The sequence below is a fragment of the Agrobacterium sp. 6Ca8 genome, assembly GCF_055382765.1.
On record NZ_AP026433.1, the window covers coordinates 1,635,771 to 1,659,930 of the forward strand.

The following is a 24,160-nucleotide window of genomic DNA, read 5'->3' on the forward strand; positions in this document are numbered from 1 at the left end:
TTGTTGCCGAAAATTACTTCGGACGCTTCGCACCGTACTTCGAACGGCGCTGCTTGCGGTTCTTGACGCCTTGGGTATCGAGAACACCGCGGATGATGTGGTAACGCACACCCGGCAAGTCCTTTACGCGGCCGCCGCGGATCATGACCACGGAGTGTTCCTGAAGGTTGTGACCTTCGCCGGGAATGTAGCCGATGACTTCGAAGCCGTTGGTGAGACGGATCTTGGCAACCTTACGCAGAGCCGAGTTCGGCTTCTTCGGGGTCGTCGTGTAAACGCGGGTGCAAACACCACGCTTCTGCGGGTTTTCCTGAAGTGCAGGAACCTTGTTGCGCTTTACCTGTGCCTGGCGGGGCTTACGGATCAGCTGGTTTACGGTAGGCATATAACCATCCCTTGCAAAAACTACTTTAGCCACCCTCACGGGTGGCGGCTATGCCGTTTCCGGCGACGAAGCACGCATATATCCTCATGCGCAAAACGTGGCCCGATCCGTTTTCACGGATGGACCACCAAGAGCAGAGGACGCCGGATGAGGCGTCTTGCGTGCAACATTCGTGTCTTCTACGTGCAATGAAGCTTCATTTGAGATGATGTCCGGGAAAAACGTTTCCGAACGGCCAGCACAGATAGAGGCTCCGATGGCGGGCGTACTACTGTTTTAGCCAGCTTTCGTCAAGGGCGAATCCGCATTTTGCGCTGGCACCCGCGGCCACAAAGCCTGCGCACAGGCCCTTTGCCCTCTCCTTCTAACATAAGTCACAGCCGGCAACAGCGATTTTGACCTCCGGCCTTTGGCTTTTCACAAAATCCGTCTATTGATTCCCTCAAGCGGGCCGGAGCTGGCACCGCCGCGCGCAAGACCGATTCCGTCCGGCCCGCATACTCCACAACGACATATCAAGGAACCGCGTCATGACAAACCTCCCCGACAACGACAACGGACGCGACGAGCCGATGGTCTTCATCGTCATCGGCAAGGCTTACGAACACGACAATTCCGAAGGCATCGACATCCACGTCATTCTGCGGGCGCCGGACGACGACACCGCCGTACGCGAAACGCTGAACGCGCTTTCGGAGGAAGGTTTCATCGAAGCCGACCTCGACCAGATCGGCATGCTGACTGAAGTTCCAGACGAAGAGCCGCACGCTTCCGCCTATCAGGGCGCCCTGGAGGGCGAAGTCGCCATCATCCGTTTCGCCTGAGGGACCGCCCTCACCGCGACAAATGCGCCGCCACCGATAAAACGGCACCCGCCCACACCAGGGCGGTTGTCTTCCAGGACTTGATGCCAAGGCCGAAATCTTGCGTGCAGCCACCTTTTCCTGCAAAAGACCTTGGTAAATGTCAATATATTAAGTCACTGATAGATTATATACTTTAAATATAATAGTATTATTTGTATTTCCGTTGAAATATACGAAGATATAAGATTAAATTGATCCCGACGCATGATTTCGGTGGCGGGTTGGATAATATATCTTCGGCAGACATTATAGATGACATTTACGAGGCAGCACTTTTTCCCGATCGCTGGGCGAACGTGATAGCCGCAATCGGCCAACGGCTCGATTTCTGGGGCGGCGCGCTCACCTGGGGCAAAGGCGAGGATGAAGCATGGCTCTATCCGCCCAATTTCCAGGAACTCATGCAAGCCTTCATGAAGGGCGGCTGGAACCACCGCAACGATCGCCTCACACGCGCTGTCCGCGAGGGCCAATTTTCCTTCGTGCGTGATTTCGATATCTTTACCCCTGACGAATGGGCGGGGCTGCCAATCGTGCGCGATTTCCTGATGCCGCGTGGACTGGGATATGGGGTAGTAACGCAGGTTGCGCCGCCGGATCATCCCGAAATGACTCTCCTGTTCGAACGCAAGCTCGACAGAGGAATCATTGGTCCGGAAACCATGGCGGCACTTGGCCGGCTGAGGCCGCATATCGCCCGCAGCCTCACCCTCGCAACAGGGCTGCAACGCCAGAAAGCAGATGCCATCACGCTCGGCCTCAACGCCATCGGTGCGCCGGCGGCGGTGCTCCAGGCGAGCGGACGCGTTCTTTCCACAAACACCCTGTTCGAGGCGACCAAAAAGTGTATTTCCACCCGCGCCCGCGACAGGATCTTGATCTTGGACGAGAGAATAAACCGGCTGCTCTACAAGGCGCTAGCCGGCGGCAGTGTCAGTTCCCTACCCCTGCCGACAAGCGAAGACAGGGTGTGCATCCTTCACGTCATACCGCTGCGCAAGGACGCGCTGGATTTATCCCCTAACGGCAGCGCCATTGTGCTGATATCGCAACCATCGGACACCGTTGCCGACGTCACGCCGCTTCTGAAGGGGTTATACGATCTCACCAAGGGCGAGGCCCGTGTCGCGCTGGAAATCCTGAAGGGCCTTTCACTTCCCTCCGTGGCAAAGCAACTTCAAATCTCGCACGAAACGGTTCGCAGCAACGCCAAGTCTATCTATGCAAAGACCGGCAGTACGGGCCAGACCGATCTCGTTCGCCGGCTTTCCGTTTTGACGCGCTACACCATCGGTGAGCAGGAAAGACCCCGAGACGGGACTGGCCATATGAAGGACCAGATCTGACCTTCTAACCCGACCAAAACAAAAAACGCCCGGATTGCTCCGGGCGTTTTTTTACTGAACTTTGGCGGGGCTTCGTAAAGCCCCTGCCCTTGCGCAGACCTTATTCGGCCGGAGCCGGATCCGTCATGTCCTGCAGCATCTGTGTTGCAGAGCCTGCACCCGTACCCTTGCGGCGTTCCTCGAGAATGAGGTCGTCGCGCGAGGTGGCGATGCGGCGGATCTGCGTCATGGTGCCGCCGGTACCGGCCGGGATGAGGCGGCCGACGATGACGTTTTCCTTGAGGCCCTGCAGCGTGTCCGTCTTGCCGGCGATCGCAGCTTCCGTGAGAACCTTGGTGGTTTCCTGGAACGATGCGGCCGAGATGAAGGACGGCGTCTGCAGCGATGCCTTGGTGATACCGAGAAGAACCGGATCGCCATAAGCGGGCTTCTTGCCTTCTTCGATCAGGCGGTCGTTGTTGTCGTCAAGCTCGATACGATCGACATTGTCGCCAACGATGTAGTGGCTGTCGCCCGCATCGGTGATCTCGACCTTCTGCAGCATCTGGCGAACGATCACCTCGATGTGCTTGTCGTTGATCACAACGCCCTGCAGTCGGTAGACTTCCTGGATTTCGTTCACGAGGTAGGAAGCCAAAGCCTCTACGCCCTTGATTGCCAGAATGTCGTGCGGTGCCGGATTGCCGTCGAGAATGTATTCGCCCTTCTCGATGTAGTCGCCTTCCTGAAGATGGAAGGGCTTGCCCTTCGGGATCAGGTATTCGACCGGCTCGACGCCGTCTTCCGCAGGCTCGATCATCACGCGACGCTTGTTCTTGTAGTCGCGACCGAGGCGGATCGTACCATCGATCTCAGCGATGACAGCATGATCCTTCGGACGACGTGCTTCGAACAGTTCGGCAACGCGCGGCAGACCACCGGTGATGTCCTTGGTCTTGGCGCTTTCCAGCGGCGAACGTGCAAGCACGTCACCCTGGAAGACCTTCGACCCAGGCTCAACCGACAGGATCGCGTCCACGGAGAGGTGGAAGCGAGCTTCGCCACCGCGGCTAAGCTTTGCAACAGCGCCGGAAGCATCCTTGATGATGATCGCGGGCTTGAGGTCCGAACCGCGCGGCGTCGAACGCCAGTCAATGACCTGACGCTTGGTGATGCCGGTGGATTCGTCGGTGGCTTCCAGAACGGAAAGACCGTCGACGAGGTCCTCGAAGTGAACGGTACCTTCCACTTCCGTCATCATCGGACGGGTGTAGGGGTCCCACTCTGCAAGACGCTGGCCGCGTTTTACCTTGTCGCCGTCATCAACGAAGATCTTCGAACCATAAGCGACACGCTGCGAGGAACGTTCCACGCCGCGCTCATCGAGAATGGTGACCGACATGTTACGGCCCATTGCGATGAGAACGCCATCGGAGTTCCGCAGGATGTTGCGGTTCTTGATCTGGATCGTGCCTTCATACGAAGCTTCCAGGAACGACTGGTCGACCACGTTTGCCGTACCGCCAAGGTGGAAGGTACGCATGGTGAGCTGCGTGCCCGGTTCACCGATCGACTGTGCGGCGATGACGCCAACGGCTTCGCCCATGTTGACCGGAGTACCGCGAGCAAGGTCACGACCGTAGCAGACGCCGCAAACGCCGACCTGCACTTCGCAGGTCAGTGCCGAGCGGATACGGACGGACTGGATGCCAGCCTTCTCGATGATTGCAACGTCGGCTTCGTCGATCAACGTTCTGGCCTTGACGATGTTCTCGCCAGTTACCGGATTGTCGATGTCATCAAGAGCCGTACGGCCGAGGATACGTGCGCCGAGCGAGGCAACGACCTGACCGGCATCAACGATGGCGGTCATGGTGAGGCCCTTGTCGGTGCCGCAATCCACGGAGTTGACGATGCAATCCTGTGCCACGTCGACGAGACGGCGGGTAAGGTAACCCGAGTTCGCCGTCTTCAAGGCGGTGTCTGCAAGACCCTTACGGGCACCGTGGGTCGAGTTGAAGTACTCGTTAACGGTCAGGCCTTCCTTGAAGTTCGAGATGATCGGCGTCTCGATGATTTCGCCCGAGGGCTTGGCCATCAGGCCGCGCATGCCGCCCAGCTGACGCATCTGGTTCGGTGAACCGCGGGCGCCCGAGTGGCTCATCATGTAGATGGAGTTCATCGGCTTCTGGCGGCCCGTTTCCGGGTCGAATTCCACAGCCTTGATGCGCGCCATCATTTCTTCGGCGACCTTTTCGGTTGCCTTACCCCAGGCGTCGACAACCTTGTTGTACTTTTCGCCCTGGGTGATGAGACCGTCGTTATACTGCTGTTCGTATTCCTTCACCAAGGCTTCGGTGTCACCGACGATCTTAACCTTGCTGTCCGGAATGACCATGTCGTCCTTGCCGAACGAGATACCGGCGCGGCAAGCGTGAGCAAAGCCGAGCTGCATGATCCGGTCGCAGAAGATGACCGTGTCTTTCTGGCCGCAATGACGGTAGACCGTGTCGATCATCTTGGAGATGTTCTTCTTGGTCATTTCCTGATTGCAGACGTCGAACGGCACGTTGACGTTCTTCGGCAGAAGTTCGCCAATCAGCATACGGCCAGGCGTCGTTTCATGGATCTTGGAAACCGGCTTGCCGTCAGCATCCACGGTCTTGAAACGACCACGGATCTTGGCATGCAGCGTCACGACCTTGTTTTCAAGCGCGTGATGCAATTCGCCGATGTCCGAGAAGGCCATGCCTTCGCCGGGCTCATTCTGGTTCATGATCGACAGGTAATACAGGCCGAGAACCATGTCCTGCGAAGGAACGATGATCGGGTGGCCGTTTGCCGGATGCAGGATGTTGTTGGTCGACATCATCAGCACGCGGGCTTCAAGCTGGGCTTCAAGCGACAGCGGCACGTGAACGGCCATCTGGTCGCCGTCGAAGTCGGCGTTGAAAGCCGTGCAGACGAGCGGATGCAGCTGAATGGCCTTGCCTTCAACCAGCATGGGTTCGAAGGCCTGGATACCCAGACGGTGCAGCGTCGGTGCGCGGTTCAGAAGGACCGGATGCTCGCGGATGACCTCGTCGAGGATATCCCAAACTTCAGGCTTTTCCTTTTCAACCAGCTTCTTGGCCTGCTTGACGGTCGAGGAGTAACCCTTGGCGTCGAGGCGGGCATAGATGAACGGCTTGAACAGCTCGAGCGCCATCTTCTTCGGCAGGCCGCACTGGTGCAGCTTCAGCTCCGGACCGGTCACGATGACCGAACGGCCTGAATAGTCGACGCGCTTGCCGAGAAGGTTCTGGCGGAAGCGGCCCTGCTTGCCCTTGAGCATGTCGGACAGCGACTTCAGCGGACGCTTGTTCGCACCCGTGATGACGCGACCACGACGGCCGTTATCGAACAGCGCATCGACGGATTCCTGCAACATACGCTTTTCGTTGCGGATGATGATACCAGGCGCGCGAAGCTCGATCAGGCGCTTCAGACGGTTGTTACGGTTGATGACGCGGCGATAGAGATCGTTGAGGTCGGACGTCGCGAAACGGCCACCATCCAGCGGAACCAGCGGACGAAGGTCCGGCGGAATAACCGGAACGACCTTCATGATCATCCATTCCGGACGATTGCCGGATTCCATGAAGTTCTCAACGATCTTGAGACGCTTCATGAACTTCTTCTGCTTGAGATCCGAGGTGGTCTCGGCAAGCTCGGCACGCAGGTCGCCGGCGATCTTTTCGAGGTTCATCGAAGCCAGCATCTCGTAGATGGCTTCAGCGCCGATCATGGCGGTGAACTGGTCTTCGCCAAACTCGTCAACGGCGATCATGTACTCTTCCTCAGACAGAAGCTGGTTCTGCTTCATCGAGGTGAGGCCGGGTTCGGTGACGATGTAGTTCTCGAAATAGAGAACGCGTTCGACATCCTTCAGCGTCATGTCGAGCAAGGTCGAGATACGCGACGGGAGCGACTTCAGGAACCAGATATGGGCAACGGGCGCTGCGAGCTCGATATGGCCCATGCGCTCACGGCGAACGCGCGACAGCGTAACTTCAACGCCGCACTTTTCGCAGATGATGCCCTTGTACTTCATGCGCTTGTACTTGCCGCACAGGCATTCGTAGTCCTTGATAGGTCCGAAAATGCGCGCGCAGAAGAGACCATCGCGTTCCGGCTTGAACGTACGATAGTTGATGGTTTCCGGCTTCTTGATCTCGCCGTAGGACCACGACAGGATTTTTTCCGGCGAAGCGATCGAAATCCGGATGGAATCGAAATGCTGCGCAGGCACCTGAGGATTGAAAAGATTCATGACCTCTTGGTTCATGCCTTGTCTCCTTGAGAGGCTAGCTGCTGCCCCTGTTTGCATCTGGACCGGCTTCTTCCCGGGTCACCGTCCAGAGCTTTAAATACGGATTAACCGCACAATGCGGCGAAAGTGTCCCGCGGCAACCATTGGTCGCCGGGGAACCGGCAGGCGCCAACACGGCGCCCGCCTCTCTCATCTTTATTCCGCTGCGTCGGGCAGCTGATCCTCGGGCTGGGTCTCGACCTTCGAGTTCTCCAGTTCGACCGAAAGACCGAGCGACCGCATTTCCTTGACGAGAACGTTGAAGCTCTCGGGGATACCGGCCTCGAAGGTATCGTCGCCACGGACGATCGCCTCGTAGACCTTGGTGCGGCCCGCCACGTCGTCCGACTTGACGGTGAGCATTTCCTGCAGCGTGTAAGCCGCGCCGTATGCTTCCAGAGCCCAGACTTCCATTTCCCCGAAGCGCTGTCCGCCGAACTGCGCCTTGCCGCCCAGCGGCTGCTGGGTAACGAGCGAGTAAGGACCGATCGAGCGAGCGTGGATCTTGTCGTCAACAAGGTGGTTCAGCTTGATCATGTACATGTAGCCGACGGTGACCTTGCGGTCGAACGGCTCGCCGGTACGACCGTCATAAAGAACGGACTGACCGGATTCATGCAGACCTGCCTTCTTCAGCATCGCGGCAACGTCGGGTTCATGCGCACCGTCGAAGACCGGGGTCGCGATGGAAACACCGCGCTTGGCTTCTTCGGCAAGCTTGACCAGCGATTCGTCGTCGAAGCGCTTTACCTCGTCATGCGATTCACTCGCATAGATTTCGGTAAGCTCCGTGCGAAGCTCGCTGATGTCCATCGTCTTGCGATACTCTTCGAGCATCTCGCCGATCTTCTTGCCCATACCTGCGCATGCCCATGCGAGGTGGGTTTCGAGGATCTGGCCGACGTTCATGCGCGAAGGCACGCCGAGCGGGTTCAAGCAGATGTCGACATGCGTGCCGTCTTCGAGGAACGGCATGTCCTCGACAGGAACGATACGCGAGACGACGCCCTTGTTACCGTGACGGCCGGCCATCTTGTCGCCCGGCTGGATCTTGCGCTTCACAGCGACGAAGACCTTGACCATCTTCATGACGCCAGGAGGCATTTCATCGCCGCGCTGGACCTTCTCGACCTTGTCCATGAAGCGCTGTTCAAGGCGCGACTTGGATTCGTCGTACTGGCCGCGAAGTGCTTCCAGTTCGGACTGGGCCTTCTCGTCTTCGACTGCAAACATCCACCACTGCGAGCGGGGATATTCGGAGACGACGGCGTTGGAAAGCTCGACGCCCTTCTTGAAGCCCTTCGGACCGGCGATGGAAACGTGACCACGCAGCATGTCGATCAGGCGGCCGTAGACGTTACGGTCGAGAATTGCCTGTTCGTCGTCGCGGTCCTTTGCCAGACGTTCGATCTCTTCGCGCTCGATTGCCATCGCGCGCTCATCCTTCTCCACACCGTGACGGTTGAAGACGCGGACTTCCACAACGGTACCAAACGTGCCCGGAGGCATGCGCATGGAGGTGTCGCGAACGTCGGAAGCCTTTTCACCGAAGATGGCGCGCAGAAGCTTTTCTTCCGGCGTCATCGGGCTTTCGCCCTTCGGCGTGATCTTGCCGACGAGGATATCGCCCGGCTGAACTTCCGCACCGATGTAAACGATACCGGCTTCGTCGAGGTTCTTCAGCGCTTCTTCCGAAACGTTCGGAATGTCACGCGTGATTTCTTCCGGACCAAGCTTCGTGTCACGCGCCATCACTTCGAATTCTTCGATGTGGATGGAGGTGAACACGTCGTCGGAAACAATACGTTCCGACATCAGGATCGAGTCTTCGTAGTTGTAGCCGTTCCAGGGCATGAACGCGACGAGCGCATTACGGCCGAGCGCCAGATCGCCGAGGTCGGTCGACGGACCATCAGCGATGATGTCACCCTTGGAGATGATGTCACCGACAGCGACCAGCGGACGCTGGTTGACGCAGGTGTTCTGGTTCGAACGCTGGAACTTCTGCAGACGGTAGATATCGACGCCCGACTTGCCGGCATCGAGTTCTTCCGTAGCGCGGATAACGATACGGGTCGCATCCACCTGGTCGACGACACCGCCGCGACGAGCCGCGATGGCAGCGCCGGAGTCACGGGCGACGATCGGTTCCATGCCTGTGCCGACGAACGGCGCTTCCGCCCGCAGAAGCGGAACGGCCTGACGCTGCATGTTCGAGCCCATGAGAGCGCGGTTGGCGTCGTCGTTTTCCAGGAACGGAATGAGAGCCGCTGCGACCGAAACGAGCTGCTTCGGCGAAACGTCCATCAGGTTAATGTTGTCGCGCGGTGCGAGCATAACTTCGCCCGAGTGACGGCAAACAACGAACTCTTCAGTGAAGGCGCCTTCGCCATCGAGCTCGGCATTGGCCTGTGCGACGTAATACTTGGCCTCTTCCATGGCGGAGAGGTAGATAACGTCGGTCGTCACCTTGCCGTCGATGATCTTGCGGTACGGGCTTTCGATGAAGCCGTACTTGTTGACGCGGGCAAAGGTGGCAAGCGAGTTGATAAGACCGATGTTCGGGCCTTCCGGCGTTTCGATCGGGCAAATACGGCCGTAGTGGGTCGGATGAACGTCGCGGACTTCGAAGCCGGCGCGCTCACGGGTCAGACCACCCGGTCCAAGAGCCGAAAGACGGCGCTTGTGGGTGATTTCCGAAAGCGGGTTCACCTGGTCCATGAACTGCGACAGCTGCGAGGAACCGAAGAATTCGCGAACGGCGGCAGCTGCCGGCTTCGCATTGATCAGGTCCTGCGGCATCACGGTGTCGATTTCGATCGAGGACATACGTTCCTTGATCGCACGTTCCATGCGCAGAAGGCCGAGGCGGTACTGGTTTTCCATCAGCTCGCCGACCGAACGCACACGGCGGTTGCCGAGGTTGTCGATGTCGTCGATTTCGCCCTTGCCGTCGCGCAGTTCGACCAGCATCTTGACGACAGCGAGGATGTCTTCCTTGCGCAGCGTGCGCACGGTGTCTTCCGCGTCGAGGTCGAGACGCATGTTCATCTTTACGCGGCCAACAGCCGAGAGATCATAACGTTCTGCATCGAAGAACAGCGAGTTGAACATCGCTTCTGCCGAATCCATGGTCGGCGGCTCACCCGGACGCATGACGCGGTAGATGTCGAACAGCGCTTCCTGGCGGTTCTGGTTCTTGTCCGCATGCAGCGTGTTGCGGATATAGGCGCCAACATTGACGTGGTCGATGTTGAGGACCGGAATCTCGTCAAAGCCGGACTGAAGAATGAGGCCAAGCGTCTTTTCGTCGATTTCGTCGCCGGCTTCGAGATAGATCTCACCCGTCGAGTAGTTGACGATGTCTTCGGCAAGGAAGTTGCCGTAGAGGTCTTCGTCAGTCGCCTTAAGTGCCTTCAGGCCCTTGTCGACGAGCTGGCGGATAAGACGCGGAGTCAGCTTCTTGCCACCTTCGACAACGACTTCGCCGGTGTCGGCGTCGATCATGTCGGTGATGACCTTGGCATTCTTCAGCGTTTCAGGCTGGAACGGAATGCGCCAGCCATCGCCGGAGCGCTCGTAGGAAGCCTTGCTGTAGAACGTCGACAGGATTTCTTCACCATCCATGCCAAGCGCCATCAGGAGCGAGGTCACGGGCAGCTTGCGGCGACGGTCGATACGCGCATAGACGATGTCCTTGGCGTCGAACTCGATGTCGAGCCAGGAACCGCGATACGGGATGACGCGGGCAGCGAACAGAAGCTTGCCGGAAGAATGGCTCTTGCCCTTGTCGTGGTCAAAGAATACGCCCGGCGAACGGTGCATCTGCGAAACGATGACGCGCTCTGTACCGTTGACGATGAACGTGCCGTTATTGGTCATGAGCGGCATGTCGCCCATGTATACGGACTGTTCCTTGATGTCCTTGATGGACTTCGCGCCTGTATCCTCGTCGATATCGAACACGATGAGGCGCAGCGTCACTTTCAGCGGCGCTGCATAGGTCAGATCGCGCTGACGGCATTCCTCGACGTCAAACTTCGGCGCTTCGAATTCGTAAGATACGAATTCGAGCATGGATGCGCCGGAAAAATCGGTGATCGGGAATACGGATTTGAATACGGCATTCAATCCCTCGTCGGGACGGCCACCCTTGGGCTCGTCAACCATGAGAAACTGGTCATACGAAGCCTTCTGAACCTCGATGAGGTTCGGCATTTCCGCTACTTCTGGAATTTTGCCGAAAAACTTGCGTACGCGCCTGCGACCGTTAAACGAAAGGGTCTGAGCCATCGTCGCTCCTTTAAAATTGCATCCGGGCCTGCAACGGACGGGAACCGATGGCCAGTCGATCCCGTCAAGCAATGGGTGTCATCAATCTCGTTCCACATCCCGGATCGATCAGGCCGGATTGCCTAGATGAGCCGGTTCGGAACCATTCTCTTGAAGAACCCATTACCCAAAAGCCATTTTCACGCGGCTTTTGGGTAATAAGTTTTAAAACGATGACGACGGAAAGGGGCATGAAGCCCCTTCCCGCCAGCAATCGCAAGATTACTTAACGTCGACCTTGGCGCCAGCGTCTTCAAGCTTCTTCTTGAGGTCAGCAGCTTCAGCCTTGGAAACAGCTTCCTTGACAGCCTTCGGAGCGCCTTCAACGAGGTCCTTAGCTTCCTTCAGGCCGAGACCCGTGATAGCGCGGACTTCCTTGATGACGTTGATCTTGTTGGCGCCAGCGTCAACCAGGATCACGTCGAATTCGGTCTTTTCTTCTTCAACGACAGCAGCAGCGCCAGCACCGCCAGCAGCAGCAACAGCTACCGGAGCAGCGGCGGAAACGCCCCACTTTTCTTCGAGAAGCTTCGACAGTTCTGCAGCTTCCAGAACGGTCAGGGTGGAGAGGTCTTCAACGATCTTTGCGAGATCAGCCATTTTGATAGTTCCTTTTGTTCAGTTCGAACCAGTTTGAATAATTACAGCGAAAAACCGCCTTAAGCGGCTTCGTCCTTCTTGGCGTAAGCCGAGAACACCCGTGCAAGCTGGCTTGCAGGTGCTGCGACAACCGTGGCGACGCGAGTTGCCGGGGCGTTGAGTAGGCCCAGCAGCTTTGCGCGCAGCTCGTCCAGCGAAGGCAGGGTCGCAAGCGACTTGACTGCTTCGGCGTTGAGCGTGGTTGCGCCCATGGAACCGCCGAGAACAACGACTTTATCGTTGGTCTTTGCGAAATCCATGACGACTTTCGGAGCAATCATAGGGTCGACGCTGTATGCAATCAGCGTCTGGCCCTTGAAGAGATCTGTCATCCCTTCCGACTCCGTGCCCTGAAGAGCGATCTTGGCCAGGCGGTTCTTCGCGACCTTGACGGTGCCTCCGGCAGCGCGCATTTTCGAACGGAAGTCGTTCATTTGCGCAACGGTGACACCAGCATAGTGGGCCACGACAACCGAACCGGAAGCCTTGAAGACTTCGTTCAGCTCCGTGACGAATTCGCGTTTTTCCGCTCTTTCCACTGTCTGTCTCCAGTAGACGGGGCCACATAAGTGTGAACCCGTCGGGTTTGCCTTTGCCCCAAGGGACCTTTTTACAAAGATCCCGAGCGACGCTCGAGGATCCTGTCCCCCGCTCTGTCGCCGCAAACGGCTTCAGGCACAGGCACACCAGGTTCGAACCGGACAGTCAGGCATCTGCGATGCCTCAAATCCAGCCTCACCCGTCTCATGCAGGTTGAATGATTAAGGCCAAACCCCGAAGGACATGGCCACCCGCAATCTCGGACAGGAGTTCCGGGTTTCCCCGGAAATCTCCGGCTCCCTGAGAGCCGGAAATTCTTTTAATCACGCTCCCCGACAGGGAAGCACGAGAATTGATTAAGCCGTAACCGACGAAGGTTCGATCTTGACGCCCGGACCCATGGTCGAGGAGATGGCAACGCGCTTGACGTAGTTGCCCTTGGCACCCGTCGGCTTTGCCTTGATGACCGCATCGGCGAAAGCCTTGATGTTTTCTTCAAGAGCCTTGGCGTCGAACGAAGCCTTGCCAATACCAGCGTGTACGATACCGGCCTTTTCGACGCGGAACTCAACAGCGCCGCCCTTGGACGCCTTGACGGCGCCGGCAACATCCATCGTCACCGTACCGACTTTCGGGTTCGGCATCATGCCACGCGGGCCGAGTACCTTGCCGAGACGGCCGACGAGCGGCATCATGTCCGGGGTCGCGATGCAACGATCGAACTCGATCTTGCCGCCCTGAACGATTTCAACCAGTTCTTCTGCGCCAACAACGTCAGCACCAGCAGCCGTGGCTTCATCAGCCTTGGCACCACGTGCAAAAACGGCGACGCGAACGTCACGGCCCGTGCCGTTCGGCAGGTTGACAACGCCGCGAACCATCTGGTCCGCATGGCGCGGGTCAACGCCGAGGTTCATCGAAACTTCAACGGTTTCGTCGAACTTGGCGACTGCACGTTCCTTGACCATCGAAATGGCGTCGGTGAGAACGTAGAGCTTGTTAGGATCCACACCTTCGCGGATCTTCTGAATACGCTTTGCTACCTTGGCCATGATCAACCTACTACTTCCAGGCCCATGGCGCGGGCAGAGCCCTCAACCATTGCCATTGCGCCTTCGATATCGGCAGCATTCAGATCCTTCATCTTGGCTTCAGCGATCGTCTTGACCTGAGCCTTGGTGATGGAGCCAACCTTGGCGCCCTTACCAGGCGTCTTGGAGCCGGAGGTGATCTTCGCTTCCTTCTTCAGCCAATAGGTCATCGGCGGCTGCTTCATGACGAAGGTGAAGGACTTGTCCTGGTAATAGGTGATGACGACCGGAATCGGCATACCCTTTTCCATTTCCTGCGTGGCGGCATTGAACGCCTTGCAGAATTCCATGATGTTGATGCCGCGCTGACCAAGTGCAGGACCGATCGGCGGGGACGGATTGGCCGACCCTGCCTTCACCTGCAGCTTGAGCTGGCCCATAACTTTCTTAGCCATATCTCTCTGCCTTTCAATTCAAACCGGTTTCCCGGCTTCTCTCTAGCCGGATCGCTCCGGCGGCTGCGGTTGCGTGGTGCGGCGCCCTGCCCCGGCTATGGGAGCACGTTTGCCTTCCACGCGATTGGGGTTTCACCCCTCCAGTCAGACCTTCTCGACCTGACTGTATTCCAGCTCGACCGGCGTAGCGCGGCCGAAAATCGAAACCTCCACCTTCAGGCGCGAACGCTCTTCGTCGACATCCTGAACAACGCCGTTGAACGACGCGAACGGACCATCGGAAACGCGAACCTGCTCGCCGACCTCGAACGAAACCGAAGACTTCGGACGCTCGACACCTTCCTGAACCTGACCGAGGATACGATCGGCTTCATAATCCGGAATCGGAACAGGCTTATTGTCCGAACCGAGGAAACCGGTCACCTTCGGCGTGTTCTTGATGAGGTGATAGGCCTCATCCGTCAGGTTGGCGCGCACAAGCACGTAACCTGGAAAGAACTTGCGCTCGCTGTCGACCTTGCGGCCACGACGCACCTCGACAACCTTTTCGGTCGGAACGAGGATTTTCTCGAAAAGATGATCAAGACCCTTCTGACGAGCCTTCTCTTCGATCGACTCAGCGACCTTCTTTTCGAAATTCGAATATGCGTGAACGATATACCAGCGCGCTGCCATTTTTATTCTCCGTTCAATCCGTTACCGGCCGACGTTCAGCACGAGGCTAAGCACCCAGCCGATGAGCTGGTCAGCAGCAAAAAAGAACAGAGCCGCAAAAATGACCATCACAAGCACCATAGCCGTCGAAATCATGGTCTCGCGGCGCGACGGCCAAGTGATTTTAGACGCTTCGGCGCGAACCTGCTGCAGAAACGTAAACGGATTGGTTTTGGATGCCATTGACTGCCCACGCAATTACGGCGCGTAAAGCCGAACTAATCAGCCCCACGCACCGCGTGTCTGTTTTGACCTTACATAAACACCGATTCCAGTTTTAACAAGAGGAAATCGACATTCGGCGAAATTCGCCGGAAAACCGGCACCCATCTGCCATGCAGCGAAGACCGCGCTTGCGGATGGAAAGTGGCAGGGGCAGTAAGGCTCGAACTTACGACCTGCGGTTTTGGAGACCGCCGCTCTACCAACTGAGCTATACCCCTTTAACACCTTAGCCGACCACGAAAATCACTTGGCCGCTTCGGTATGCGTTCCCTTTAAGGCGCACGGAAAAGAATGGCAAGCGCTTTTTATTCGCTTTCGGAAGAAACTGTTGACACCCTCCCCGCCACGTTTTTTCCTCGGCCTCTTAACCGGTTACCCCCAAGCCCGTCACTTCAACGAACCCCTCTGCGACATCCAAATGCGCTGGTTTGATACCTTTCGCAACCGACCTTTAATCTATTACGGCTCAAGCGCACTGCGATTGGACCTGATCAACTGACGCTCCCGATACTTGCGCTTGAAGTGTGCGACGTTGCGCGTCACCGAACGCCGCCATTTACGGATTGTCGCCAGCGAAAAGAATCTGTCGAGTTCTTGCGCCACACCGCGCCAACCACGGCGTTTCTTAAAGCCATAATTGCTGCGGCCAAATCCCGAATGGCTGACGCCGGTTTCGGCCAACCACGCCATGATCGCGCCCTGATCCTTATAAAAGATACTAATCTCCGCCTCTGTCCGGAAACCGGCATAACCTTGCGGTAGTTTTTTATAGCAGGACAACCGCTTGACGGTCGGATTGAAGGTGAAGCTATGCCAGACACGATGCGCGGTCGGCGGTATTCGCCAATACCCTAAATCTTCAACTGCCTGCGCCTTACGCCGAATATCACGGGGCATGTCGTCATCGGTTCTGAGTTGAACGAGCGCCACTTGCGGGTCCCGCTTCAGTATTTCGATGCCCCTGCCCACAACCTTAGAAACAGGAAATGCCCAGTCGTCTTCGAGATGCAGGATGTAAGGGGTTTGCACTTCCGAATATGCCCGGTCGATAGAGCGGTGCTGCCCAATGTTGACGCCGTTCAAAATGACGCGGATCGGTTGCTCTGGATACCGCGCCGGAATCGCCCACACCGATTCGTCGTCAGAGTCCTCGATAATGATAAATTCCCGTAGCGGGTAATCACTAGTAGAGAAGAAGCTATCGAGAGTTCCGATGAGAAGATCAGGACGGCGGCAGCTGGTGAGCACAACAGTTAAATCGGACATGAAGTCGTCTCGGAATAAAACTGGCCGGTAAAAAAAGCCAGCCAAGCGCCAATTAATATAGTTTTATCTACATCAAACGAGTTACAGGCGAATTACGTCGCAAAATACAAAGAGAATTACATAAGAATAAATCTTAAATTACAATTATCTTAAATATAGCGCATAATATACGCATAAAATAAGTAAAATATCAGAATTTATACTCACATAATAAAAGTATACGAATCTTTCAACTATATAAATTTACAAAAATGGATTTTTACATAAAAAAACGGCGGTGCCGAAGACACCGCCGTTTTAGAACTAGATTTTTAATTCCGGCGAAACCGCCGTCTGTCGAAAATTACTCGACGATAGAAGCGACGATGCCGGCGCCGACGGTACGGCCGCCTTCGCGGATAGCGAAGCGCAGCTTTTCTTCCATCGCGATCGGAACGATCAGCTCGACTTCAACAGTGACGTTGTCGCCAGGCATAACCATTTCCGTGCCTTCTGGAAGCGAAACGATACCGGTAACGTCAGTCGTACGGAAGTAGAACTGCGGACGGTAGTTCGTGAAGAACGGCGTATGACGGCCGCCTTCTTCCTTCGTCAGGATGTAGGCTTCTGCCATGAACTTCTTGTGCGGCTTGACCGAACCCGGCTTGCACAGAATCTGGCCACGCTCAACGCCGTCACGGGTAACGCCGCGAACCAGAGCACCGATGTTGTCGCCAGCCTGGCCCTGGTCGAGCAGCTTGCGGAACATTTCAACGCCGGTAACCGTCGTCTTCGACGTCGGACGAATGCCGACGATTTCGACTTCTTCACCAACCTTGACGATACCGCGCTCAACGCGACCCGTCACAACCGTACCACGGCCAGAGATCGAGAACACGTCTTCGATCGGCATCAGGAACGGCTGGTCGATCGGACGCTCAGGCGTCGGGATGTAGGCATCAACAGCAGCCATCAGCTCGCGGATTGCGTCTTCACCGATCTTCTTGTCGGAATCTTCAAGAGCAGCAAGTGCCGAACCCTTGACGATCGGGATATCGTCGCCCGGGAAGTCGTAGGACGACAGAAGTTCGCGAACTTCCAGTTCGACGAGCTCGAGAAGCTCGGCGTCGTCAACCTGGTCAACCTTGTTGAGGAACACGACGATCGCCGGAACGCCAACCTGGCGAGCAAGCAGGATGTGCTCGCGCGTCTGCGGCATCGGGCCGTCAGCTGCAGAGCAAACCAGGATCGCGCCGTCCATCTGGGCAGCACCGGTGATCATGTTCTTCACGTAGTCGGCGTGGCCGGGGCAGTCGACGTGTGCGTAGTGACGGTTCGGCGTTTCGTATTCGACGTGCGCCGTCGAGATCGTGATGCCGCGAGCCTTTTCTTCAGGAGCAGCGTCGATCTGGTCGTACGCCTTGAACTCGCCGAAATACTTCGTGATCGCAGCAGTCAACGACGTCTTGCCGTGGTCGACGTGACCGATCGTGCCAATGTTGACGTGCGGCTTATTGCGCTCAAACTTGCTCTTTGCCATGTGAATTGCTTCCTGTGAACGTGAAGTAGTTTTCCCGGCGAACCGGTTTGGTGTCGCCGTTTAAGGCTTTGTAAGCGAATGCGCAAGACTTAATTGTCAAAGCACGGTCGCGCACGCCTAAGGCGCGCCTCAAGGTGCATATATGGTGCGTTCCGCGCGATATTCAAAGCTGGCTCAGCCTTCCCACGCGACGGCAAGACGGGACGCACGGACGGGACCCTGCCTGCACCCCTCTTCGCACAATCGGATCGTTAAATAAGCTTTTTCTTTATCACAACTTCTTTACCTGGACCCTCATCATGGCTTAAGGAAATTTCATCTCCGGGGGGAGACGGGCGAGCGGGACGATGCGCCCAGGCGCAAAACCTCTATGCCACATATTGATCAGCCGCGCTCTCCGGCGCGAAATTACATCCGTTTCAGGACCGCTCAATGGAAATCTTCACAGCCGCCGGCTTCACGGCATTCATGCAAGTCATTGCGATCGATCTCGTTCTCGCAGGCGACAATGCCATCGTCATCGGCCTTGCCGCCGCCGGTCTTCCCGCCCATCTTCGCCGCAAGGCGATCCTGGTCGGCATCATCGCCGCCACCGTATTGCGCATCGGCTTTGCCGCCGTCACCGTGCAGCTTCTCTCCATTGTCGGGCTGCAACTCTTCGGCGGGCTTCTGCTTGCCTGGGTGTGCTGGAAGATGTGGTCCGAACTGCGCGAAGCCGCAGGCTCCATCGAAGACGAGGTGACGGACGAAGAGGCTGACCTGACCAAAGGTCACAAGACCTTCTTTCAGGCCGCAACCCAGATCGTCATCGCCGATGTGTCCATGTCGCTGGACAACGTGCTTGCCGTCGCCGGTGCCGCGCAGGACCATGTCACGGTGCTGATCATCGGTCTCGTCGTCTCGATCGCCCTCATGGGACTGGCCGCCAATTTCGTCGCCAAGTTGCTGCACCGCTACCGCTGGATTTCGTATCTTGGCCTGATGGTCATCATCTATGTGGCGCTCAACATGCTGTATCACGGCGTGATCGAGGTCCTGCCCTACATCAAGCCTTATTTCGGCTGAGACTGGCAGTCACATATTCGTCCCGAAAGGCCTGGAAACGAGAGTTTCCGGGCCTTTTCTTTTCATACCCATACAAATGCACCCTTGCCTGCACAGCATTGCAAGCGCACGCGCAGGTGAAATCGGCGCACAGGGGAATCGGTCTCCGCGTCCGCTGCAACATTCGGATAAGACAGGGAAATCGTGATTTTTTGCCTATGGATTTTGGCAATTGAGGTCAGCCACGGGCAAGCCTAGTGAGCTAGTTAATAAGTCATAAAAATAAAAAGAAAGGTAAAGCTGCCAATGGCTTATGACTGGACCGGCGGTCGCACCCGCCGCCTTCGCAGGATGAAGCTGGGCGCCGTTGCAAGCTCACTAATCCTGCTGGCGCTCTTAACAGCGCTCGTTCTGGGCTGAACGCGCTGCGCGCAATTCAACGCTGACCGGCGGCATGGCAAGGTTTCCCAAAACCGCCCTGCCGCCGCTCCTTCGGGGGCAATGTCCATTCTTTTTTGGCAATATTTGCCGAATATCAGCCGCGAAGACATGTCGTGGATACGCCGCCAAACATATGCATTGAAGCGGGTTCATTTCGGCTCTGAAGCTGCGGCAAGACCTATCGAAACAGCCAATAAATGACGCCAAGCACCAACGTCCACATCAGTAGTGATATGGCGAGTACGGCGAGGTAGTTTCGAAATCGTCTGGTCATCCGCCCACATTGCCGGCCAGCCGCCAAGGGACAGCCGTAACCGTTTAATTGCTGGATGCGGATCAAGCCGCAAGATCAACTCTTTCTATCAAGATGCTGAATCGCAAACCATTCGGAGATTTTACCCGCCCGAAAACGGGGTTGCCTGACCATGTGAATATCAACCCGCCGGTAAGCGTGAAAACGTTAGGCCACGCTTGCCGCAGGATTTGCAGGGCACAGGAAAAACCGCATGTCTTTCTGGACGTGGCTCAGACACGCTCCGGTCAACCGAATCGACAAATTAATTCCTTCGGTATGATGTCTGATGACGCGTCATTGCTGGGGCAACGGCGTTCAGCCGCCGCCCCAAAAAAGCGCGTCAGCTCTTCAAAGCCGTATTGCACAGGCTCCAGTAACCGCCACCCTTCTGAATCCACTTGAGATCGCCGAGCGTGCCGTCATCCTTGTTCTTACGATAAGAATCGACGCAGGTCTTCAGGCGGGCCTTGCCAGGAGTCTCGCTTGAATATTTCTTATCGACAGCACTCGGAAATACGACGCTCTTAGGAGCCTTTATCGTCGCCTTTTCTGGTTCTTTGTCGGTGGTAGCCGCAACTTGCTTGTCGTCGGCCGCGCTTTCGGCAGCAGCATCGCTACCGCAGAACTTGGCGCGATAGTCGTTCCACTTGACGTCCTTCGCGGACCCGTCGGCTTTCGCCGCCTGGTATTTCACGCTGCACTCTTTCATGGTGAGCGCCGCTGCGGGGGAGACGAACGCCGCCGATGCGAGCAGCGCTAAGGATGAGAGAATTACAACCCTGTTGATCATCGAAGACTCCCGTGTGCATGATTGCCGGCAGACTATCCGACCGGACTTTCCGCTTGTCAACGAGCAGTGCAACAAGCACTCAAAGTCGAATTGGCGGGGAGCAAAATGTGCTCATCGGGCGTGGCGTTTTCGCGGTGAGGACGGCATCACACAGTGACCATGGATATCCACAATCAGCCCGCCGCCGGGGGCATCGCCGCCTTGCCACGCGAACGACGGCAAGCACCGCACAACGAATCACGTATTCGTGTGACGTCAACCCTGCGTCGGAACGAAATTCCTTAATTTTCGTTAGCATCTCGAACGAATAACGAGGATTTATCGATGTTGAGGATGCCGAAGACTATCTCCGCGCTCGCTCTTGGCGTCGCAATATCTACCGCTTTTACCGTGCCCGCCAGTGCACTGAGCCTCATACAGCCGGCCTACGAACAGCAGGAGCAGGCGCAGAATTCCGACGGTCGCGGCTATCCCGCATCCGCCTTTGCCGCGGGCAAGGGTGAACAGGCCTCATCCAACGGTTACGCCCTATCAGAGTCGGAAATAAACCACGTAAAATGGTGTGCAGCGCGTTACGCATCATACCATCCGACCGACAACAGCTATATGGCAACCGCCGGCATACGGACGCAATGTCGTTCTCCGGATTGATTCAGCCGTGCCGCAGCGCACCGCGTCCCAGTCAATAAGATAAAATTTACTTTAAATTCTATTGACCTGAACCTTTATCCGGGTTGGCCGTTTGAAGCGCGTGCCAGCGAGGAAACGCGATGATGTGGAATCTTGAAAAACTTGAGCAAGAGCGACTTGATCTGATCGAGGTCATTACTGCCCTGCGCCACACTGAACGCCTGTCGACAGCGGATCGCACCTCGATCTTTGAGAAAATTACGGCGCATATGGTGAGGTTAAGCGAGCTCGACGCAGAGAAAATGCGGATTCAGTCGGCCTTGGAGGCGAGCTGAAAACAGCCAACGCTGATTGGAGGCTGCACATCGGCGCGAGGCAAAATTATCGATCTTTTTGAGAAGTTTTGGAGCGGGTAGCGGGAATCGAACCCGCGTATTCAGCTTGGAAGGCTGCTGCTCTACCATTGAGCTATACCCGCGGTGGTGATTTTGATCCTGCGCAGAATGGTGGAGGGAGTTGGATTTGAACCAACGTAGGCGTAGCCAACGGATTTACAGTCCGTCCCCTTTAACCACTCGGGCATCCCTCCAGCTATCTGCTAGGATCGAGCAACCAAGCTCTTCAGATTTCTCTCCGGCGAAGCGCCGTTGCGTCGTCTGTGGCGCGTATATGACGGCCTCGTTCGCTTCTGTCAACACGCCGTTTCACGAATTTTCGGGAAAAAATTCAAACCTCTTTGCAGGCCTGTGGATTATCGCGGGGGCTGGTGTGCGTCGCGTCCCGGAGATATAAGGCGCCATGAGCAAAGACGATCCAAACGACAAATCCACCCGCGACACGCACTACGCCACCCTGCGCCGTGCCGTGCGCGATGCAAAACGCGAGAGGGGCGAAATTCCGACCCCGCAGCAGCCGAAGCGCCGGAATCGTGGCGCGGAAGACTGGAAGCCCCCGCAGCTTGCGCCGGATCAGGTCCACCTTTACGGCCTGCATACCGTGCGTGCGGCGCTTTCCAATCCCGAACGGCAACTCATCAAGCTGTCGGTTACCCTGAATGCCTTTGCGCGTCTGGATATCGGCGAAGCGGATGCGCAGCCCTTCCCGGTAGAGATTGTCTCACCGCAGGATATCGACAAGGTGCTCGGCCCCGAGGCGATCCATCAAGGCGTGATGCTGGAAACAAGGCCGCTTCCGGTCAAGAAACTCGATGCGCTGAAGAAAAGCCCGCTGATCCTCGTGCTCGATCAGGTTACCGACCCGCACAATGTCGGCGCCATCATGCGCTCGGCGGTCGCCTTCAACGCCGGCGCCGTCATCACCACCATTCGCCATAGCCCGACGGAGTCAGGCGTGCTTGCGAAGTCTGCGTCCGGCGCACTGGAACTCATTCCCTATATCCAGATCACCAACCTCGCCGATACATTGGGCGAGCTGCACAAGCTTGGCTTCTTCTCGGTCGGTCTGGATTCGGAAGGCCCCGCCCCCATCGAGCAAACCTTCACCGGCGCAAAGATCGCCCTGGTGCTGGGAGCCGAAGGCAAGGGGCTGCGCCAGAAGACCCGCGAAACCGTTTCGGCGCTCGCCCGTCTCGATATGCCGGGCGAGATCAAATCGCTCAACGTATCGAATGCGGCAGCCATCGCCCTTTATGCAACGCAGCAATTTCTGGGCAAAGCGTCGTCCTGACGCTTACCCTTCCTTGCGAAATCACAAAGCGCAACGCATGCTGCGCCTTTGACATTCGCAAGGAGCAAATCTCGACATGACCGACCTGCCCATCAAACCGACCGGCGAGCTGACGCTGCGGACGCTCGCAATGCCGGCCGACGCCAATCCGGCCGGTGATATTTTCGGCGGCTGGGTCATGTCCCAGATGGACTTGGCCAGCGGCATCCGCGCCGCGGAGCGGTCTCGCTGTCGCGTAGTCACTGCGGCGGTCAAGGAAATGGCTTTCGAGTTGCCGGTGAAGATCGGCGACACCCTGTCCATCTACACCGATATCGCCCGGCTCGGCCGCACCTCCATCACGCTGACGGTTGAGGCCTGGGCGCAGCGCTCCCGTTACGACAAGCTGGAAAAAGTCACCGCCGGAACCTTTATCATGGTGGCGATGGACGAAAACGGGCAGCCGACGCCCATCCCTCCGGCGGAGTAGGATGCGATGGAGGCCGCCGTCAACGCCGCGGAAGCCTATGCGCATATCCGCGCCGTCATGGGCATGGTGGTTGGCCTTAGCCTCGCCCGCTTGCTGACCGGCCTTGCCGGTTTCGTGCAGCATCCCAAGAAGGAGCGCATCTATCCCTTGCATATCGGCTGGGTGGCGTTCCTGTTTCTGATGCTCGTGCATTTCTGGTGGTGGGAACACCGGCTTTCCGCCACCAGCCACGTCCTCGGCTTCGGCGCGTTCCTGTTCCTCATCCTGTTCTGCTCGCTGTTCTATTTCCTGTGCGTGTTGCTGTTCCCCTCAGACATGAAGGAATACAAGGGATACGAGGACTATTTCTTTTCCCGTAAAAGCTGGTTCTTCGCGTTTCTCGCCGCACTTTTCGTCACGGATATCGGCGATACATTGCTGAAGGGACAGGACTACCTTTCCTCGCTGGGCGCTGAATATCTCATCCGCACAGCTATTTACGTTATTCTGTTCACACTGGCGGCTTTCATAGGCAACCGACGCTTTCACAGGTTTCTCGTCATTTTCGCCCTGATTTATCAGGTAGTCTGGATATTCCGGACCTACGACCTGCTGGCCTGAACATTGCCATCCCGAGGTCGGGTGATAATTGAAAACAGGCCTCGTCTTTCGCCATCGTGTCGCGGTGACACGGCCCGATAAATATGGCATTTCGCTGCAATGGGATTCATTCGCAGGATAATGCAGGACAGAAGTTCGGCTGGCGCCATCGCCACGCTGGCGGTCCTGCTTTTTCTCCTGCAAGGGCTCGTGAATGGCCTGACCAGCGGCAATATGGCCTCAGCCGCGCTGGCGACCGGTGAGATCATCTGTTCCAGCCACATGCCCGAAGGCGGTTCGGGCAAACCGAACCCGGCCTCCAACCCTGCGGGCAAGCTCGCCGACAATTGCTGCGGCACGCTCTGCCGTCTGGCCTCCGTTACCATCGCCGCTCTTCCGGTTACTCCCGTGGAGCGTGCGGACGGCATCGTCCGGGTCGTCGAAGTCGACTTTCTCGACCGCGACACGGCATTGCCGCCGCCACCACCCAATCTGGAATCGCGCCCACGCGCACCGCCTCCCTCTCTGCAAATGTGAAGAGCGATCCGGCCCTGCTGGAAAATCAACTTTTCTGCGGA

Annotated in this window: 22 protein-coding genes and 3 tRNA genes; 9 read left to right on the forward strand and 16 right to left on the reverse strand. The window is 57.0% G+C overall.

Going from position 1 to position 24,160, the window contains the following annotated elements:
- Window positions 1-13 precede the first annotated feature (13 nt).
- Window positions 14-385 carry a 30S ribosomal protein S12 gene (gene rpsL, locus ACZ5A6_RS08255; RefSeq protein ID WP_003507760.1) on the reverse strand — a complete coding sequence of 124 codons (372 nt, stop codon included), beginning with the start codon at window positions 383-385 and terminating at the stop codon, window positions 14-16.
- Window positions 386-915: 530 nt separating this feature from the next.
- Here rpsL and ACZ5A6_RS08260 point away from each other — a divergent pair.
- Together ACZ5A6_RS08260 and ACZ5A6_RS08265 are read left to right on the forward strand one after the other, a co-directional pair.
- Window positions 916-1,209, forward strand: a complete 294-nt coding sequence (locus ACZ5A6_RS08260) for a hypothetical protein (protein ID WP_003519341.1) — start codon at window positions 916-918, stop codon at window positions 1,207-1,209.
- 263 nt (window positions 1,210-1,472) lie between these two features.
- Window positions 1,473-2,597, forward strand: a complete 1,125-nt coding sequence (locus tag ACZ5A6_RS08265; protein WP_174068495.1) for a helix-turn-helix transcriptional regulator — start codon at window positions 1,473-1,475, stop codon at window positions 2,595-2,597.
- A gap of 100 nt (window positions 2,598-2,697) precedes the next feature.
- Here ACZ5A6_RS08265 and rpoC read toward each other — a convergent pair whose 3' ends face one another.
- From rpoC to tuf, 12 genes are all read right to left on the reverse strand, one after another.
- Window positions 2,698-6,903 carry a DNA-directed RNA polymerase subunit beta' gene (gene rpoC, locus ACZ5A6_RS08270; protein ID WP_003519344.1) on the reverse strand — a complete coding sequence of 1,402 codons (4,206 nt, stop codon included), beginning with the start codon at window positions 6,901-6,903 and terminating at the stop codon, window positions 2,698-2,700.
- Between the two features lie 180 nt (window positions 6,904-7,083).
- Complete coding sequence (rpoB, locus tag ACZ5A6_RS08275; protein WP_013636439.1) at window positions 7,084-11,220, reverse strand: DNA-directed RNA polymerase subunit beta; 4,137 nt, start codon at window positions 11,218-11,220, stop codon at window positions 7,084-7,086.
- A 64-nt stretch (window positions 11,221-11,284) separates the two neighbouring features.
- The gene (locus ACZ5A6_RS08280; protein WP_153793990.1) at window positions 11,285-11,452 is read right to left on the reverse strand and encodes a hypothetical protein; all 168 of its coding nucleotides are present in this window, start codon (window positions 11,450-11,452) and stop codon (window positions 11,285-11,287) included.
- A 29-nt stretch (window positions 11,453-11,481) separates the two neighbouring features.
- Entirely contained in the window at window positions 11,482-11,859 is a 378-nt protein-coding gene (gene rplL, locus ACZ5A6_RS08285; protein ID WP_003519347.1) for a 50S ribosomal protein L7/L12, read from the reverse strand.
- Between the two features lie 59 nt (window positions 11,860-11,918).
- On the reverse strand, window positions 11,919-12,437 hold the full coding sequence (gene rplJ / locus ACZ5A6_RS08290; RefSeq protein WP_003519348.1) for a 50S ribosomal protein L10: 519 nt from the start codon (window positions 12,435-12,437) through the stop codon (window positions 11,919-11,921).
- A 357-nt stretch (window positions 12,438-12,794) separates the two neighbouring features.
- Window positions 12,795-13,490 (reverse strand): 50S ribosomal protein L1, encoded by a 696-nt coding sequence (gene rplA / locus ACZ5A6_RS08295; RefSeq protein WP_464110907.1) that lies wholly within the window; start codon window positions 13,488-13,490, stop codon window positions 12,795-12,797.
- Window positions 13,491-13,492: 2 nt separating this feature from the next.
- On the reverse strand, window positions 13,493-13,924 hold the full coding sequence (gene rplK, locus ACZ5A6_RS08300) for a 50S ribosomal protein L11 (RefSeq protein ID WP_003519352.1): 432 nt from the start codon (window positions 13,922-13,924) through the stop codon (window positions 13,493-13,495).
- A 144-nt stretch (window positions 13,925-14,068) separates the two neighbouring features.
- The gene (gene nusG, locus ACZ5A6_RS08305) at window positions 14,069-14,599 is read right to left on the reverse strand and encodes a transcription termination/antitermination protein NusG (protein WP_003519353.1); all 531 of its coding nucleotides are present in this window, start codon (window positions 14,597-14,599) and stop codon (window positions 14,069-14,071) included.
- Window positions 14,600-14,620: 21 nt separating this feature from the next.
- Window positions 14,621-14,821, reverse strand: coding sequence for a preprotein translocase subunit SecE (gene secE, locus ACZ5A6_RS08310; RefSeq protein ID WP_003507689.1), 201 nt, complete (start codon window positions 14,819-14,821; stop codon window positions 14,621-14,623).
- Between the two features lie 184 nt (window positions 14,822-15,005).
- Window positions 15,006-15,081, reverse strand: a tRNA-Trp gene (locus ACZ5A6_RS08315).
- Between the two features lie 241 nt (window positions 15,082-15,322).
- Window positions 15,323-16,129, reverse strand: coding sequence for a glycosyltransferase family 2 protein (locus ACZ5A6_RS08320; RefSeq protein ID WP_174061106.1), 807 nt, complete (start codon window positions 16,127-16,129; stop codon window positions 15,323-15,325).
- A 343-nt stretch (window positions 16,130-16,472) separates the two neighbouring features.
- A complete protein-coding gene (tuf, locus tag ACZ5A6_RS08325) occupies window positions 16,473-17,648 on the reverse strand; it encodes an elongation factor Tu (RefSeq protein ID WP_013636434.1) in 1,176 nt (391 codons plus the stop codon).
- 432 nt (window positions 17,649-18,080) lie between these two features.
- Between tuf and ACZ5A6_RS08330 the strand changes: the two genes are divergently transcribed.
- Window positions 18,081-18,713, forward strand: a complete 633-nt coding sequence (locus ACZ5A6_RS08330) for a TerC family protein (RefSeq protein WP_003513029.1) — start codon at window positions 18,081-18,083, stop codon at window positions 18,711-18,713.
- A 1,055-nt stretch (window positions 18,714-19,768) separates the two neighbouring features.
- On the opposite strand, the gene ACZ5A6_RS08335 is transcribed toward ACZ5A6_RS08330, so the two are convergent.
- Window positions 19,769-20,218, reverse strand: coding sequence for a hypothetical protein (locus tag ACZ5A6_RS08335; RefSeq protein ID WP_003513030.1), 450 nt, complete (start codon window positions 20,216-20,218; stop codon window positions 19,769-19,771).
- Window positions 20,219-20,542: 324 nt separating this feature from the next.
- On the opposite strand from ACZ5A6_RS08335, the gene ACZ5A6_RS08340 reads away from it, so the two are divergent.
- Together ACZ5A6_RS08340 and ACZ5A6_RS08345 are read left to right on the forward strand one after the other, a co-directional pair.
- On the forward strand, window positions 20,543-20,869 hold the full coding sequence (locus ACZ5A6_RS08340; RefSeq protein WP_174061105.1) for a BA14K family protein: 327 nt from the start codon (window positions 20,543-20,545) through the stop codon (window positions 20,867-20,869).
- Window positions 20,870-20,988: 119 nt separating this feature from the next.
- Window positions 20,989-21,183 (forward strand): hypothetical protein, encoded by a 195-nt coding sequence (locus tag ACZ5A6_RS08345; protein ID WP_013636443.1) that lies wholly within the window; start codon window positions 20,989-20,991, stop codon window positions 21,181-21,183.
- 69 nt (window positions 21,184-21,252) lie between these two features.
- Here the strand turns inward: ACZ5A6_RS08345 and ACZ5A6_RS08350 are convergent.
- Window positions 21,253-21,326, reverse strand: a tRNA-Gly gene (locus ACZ5A6_RS08350).
- Between the two features lie 26 nt (window positions 21,327-21,352).
- Window positions 21,353-21,437 (reverse strand) — tRNA-Tyr (locus ACZ5A6_RS08355).
- A 209-nt stretch (window positions 21,438-21,646) separates the two neighbouring features.
- Between ACZ5A6_RS08355 and rlmB the strand changes: the two genes are divergently transcribed.
- The 4 genes from rlmB to ACZ5A6_RS08375 all read left to right on the forward strand — a co-directional run bounded on the left by rlmB (window position 21,647) and on the right by ACZ5A6_RS08375 (window position 24,119).
- Window positions 21,647-22,534, forward strand: coding sequence for a 23S rRNA (guanosine(2251)-2'-O)-methyltransferase RlmB (gene rlmB / locus ACZ5A6_RS08360; protein ID WP_003513033.1), 888 nt, complete (start codon window positions 21,647-21,649; stop codon window positions 22,532-22,534).
- A 76-nt stretch (window positions 22,535-22,610) separates the two neighbouring features.
- On the forward strand, window positions 22,611-23,003 hold the full coding sequence (locus ACZ5A6_RS08365; protein WP_038491466.1) for an acyl-CoA thioesterase: 393 nt from the start codon (window positions 22,611-22,613) through the stop codon (window positions 23,001-23,003).
- Window positions 23,004-23,009: 6 nt separating this feature from the next.
- Window positions 23,010-23,603 (forward strand): hypothetical protein, encoded by a 594-nt coding sequence (locus ACZ5A6_RS08370; RefSeq protein ID WP_174061104.1) that lies wholly within the window; start codon window positions 23,010-23,012, stop codon window positions 23,601-23,603.
- A gap of 99 nt (window positions 23,604-23,702) precedes the next feature.
- A complete protein-coding gene (locus ACZ5A6_RS08375) occupies window positions 23,703-24,119 on the forward strand; it encodes a DUF2946 family protein (protein WP_003513036.1) in 417 nt (138 codons plus the stop codon).
- Window positions 24,120-24,160 lie beyond the last annotated feature (41 nt).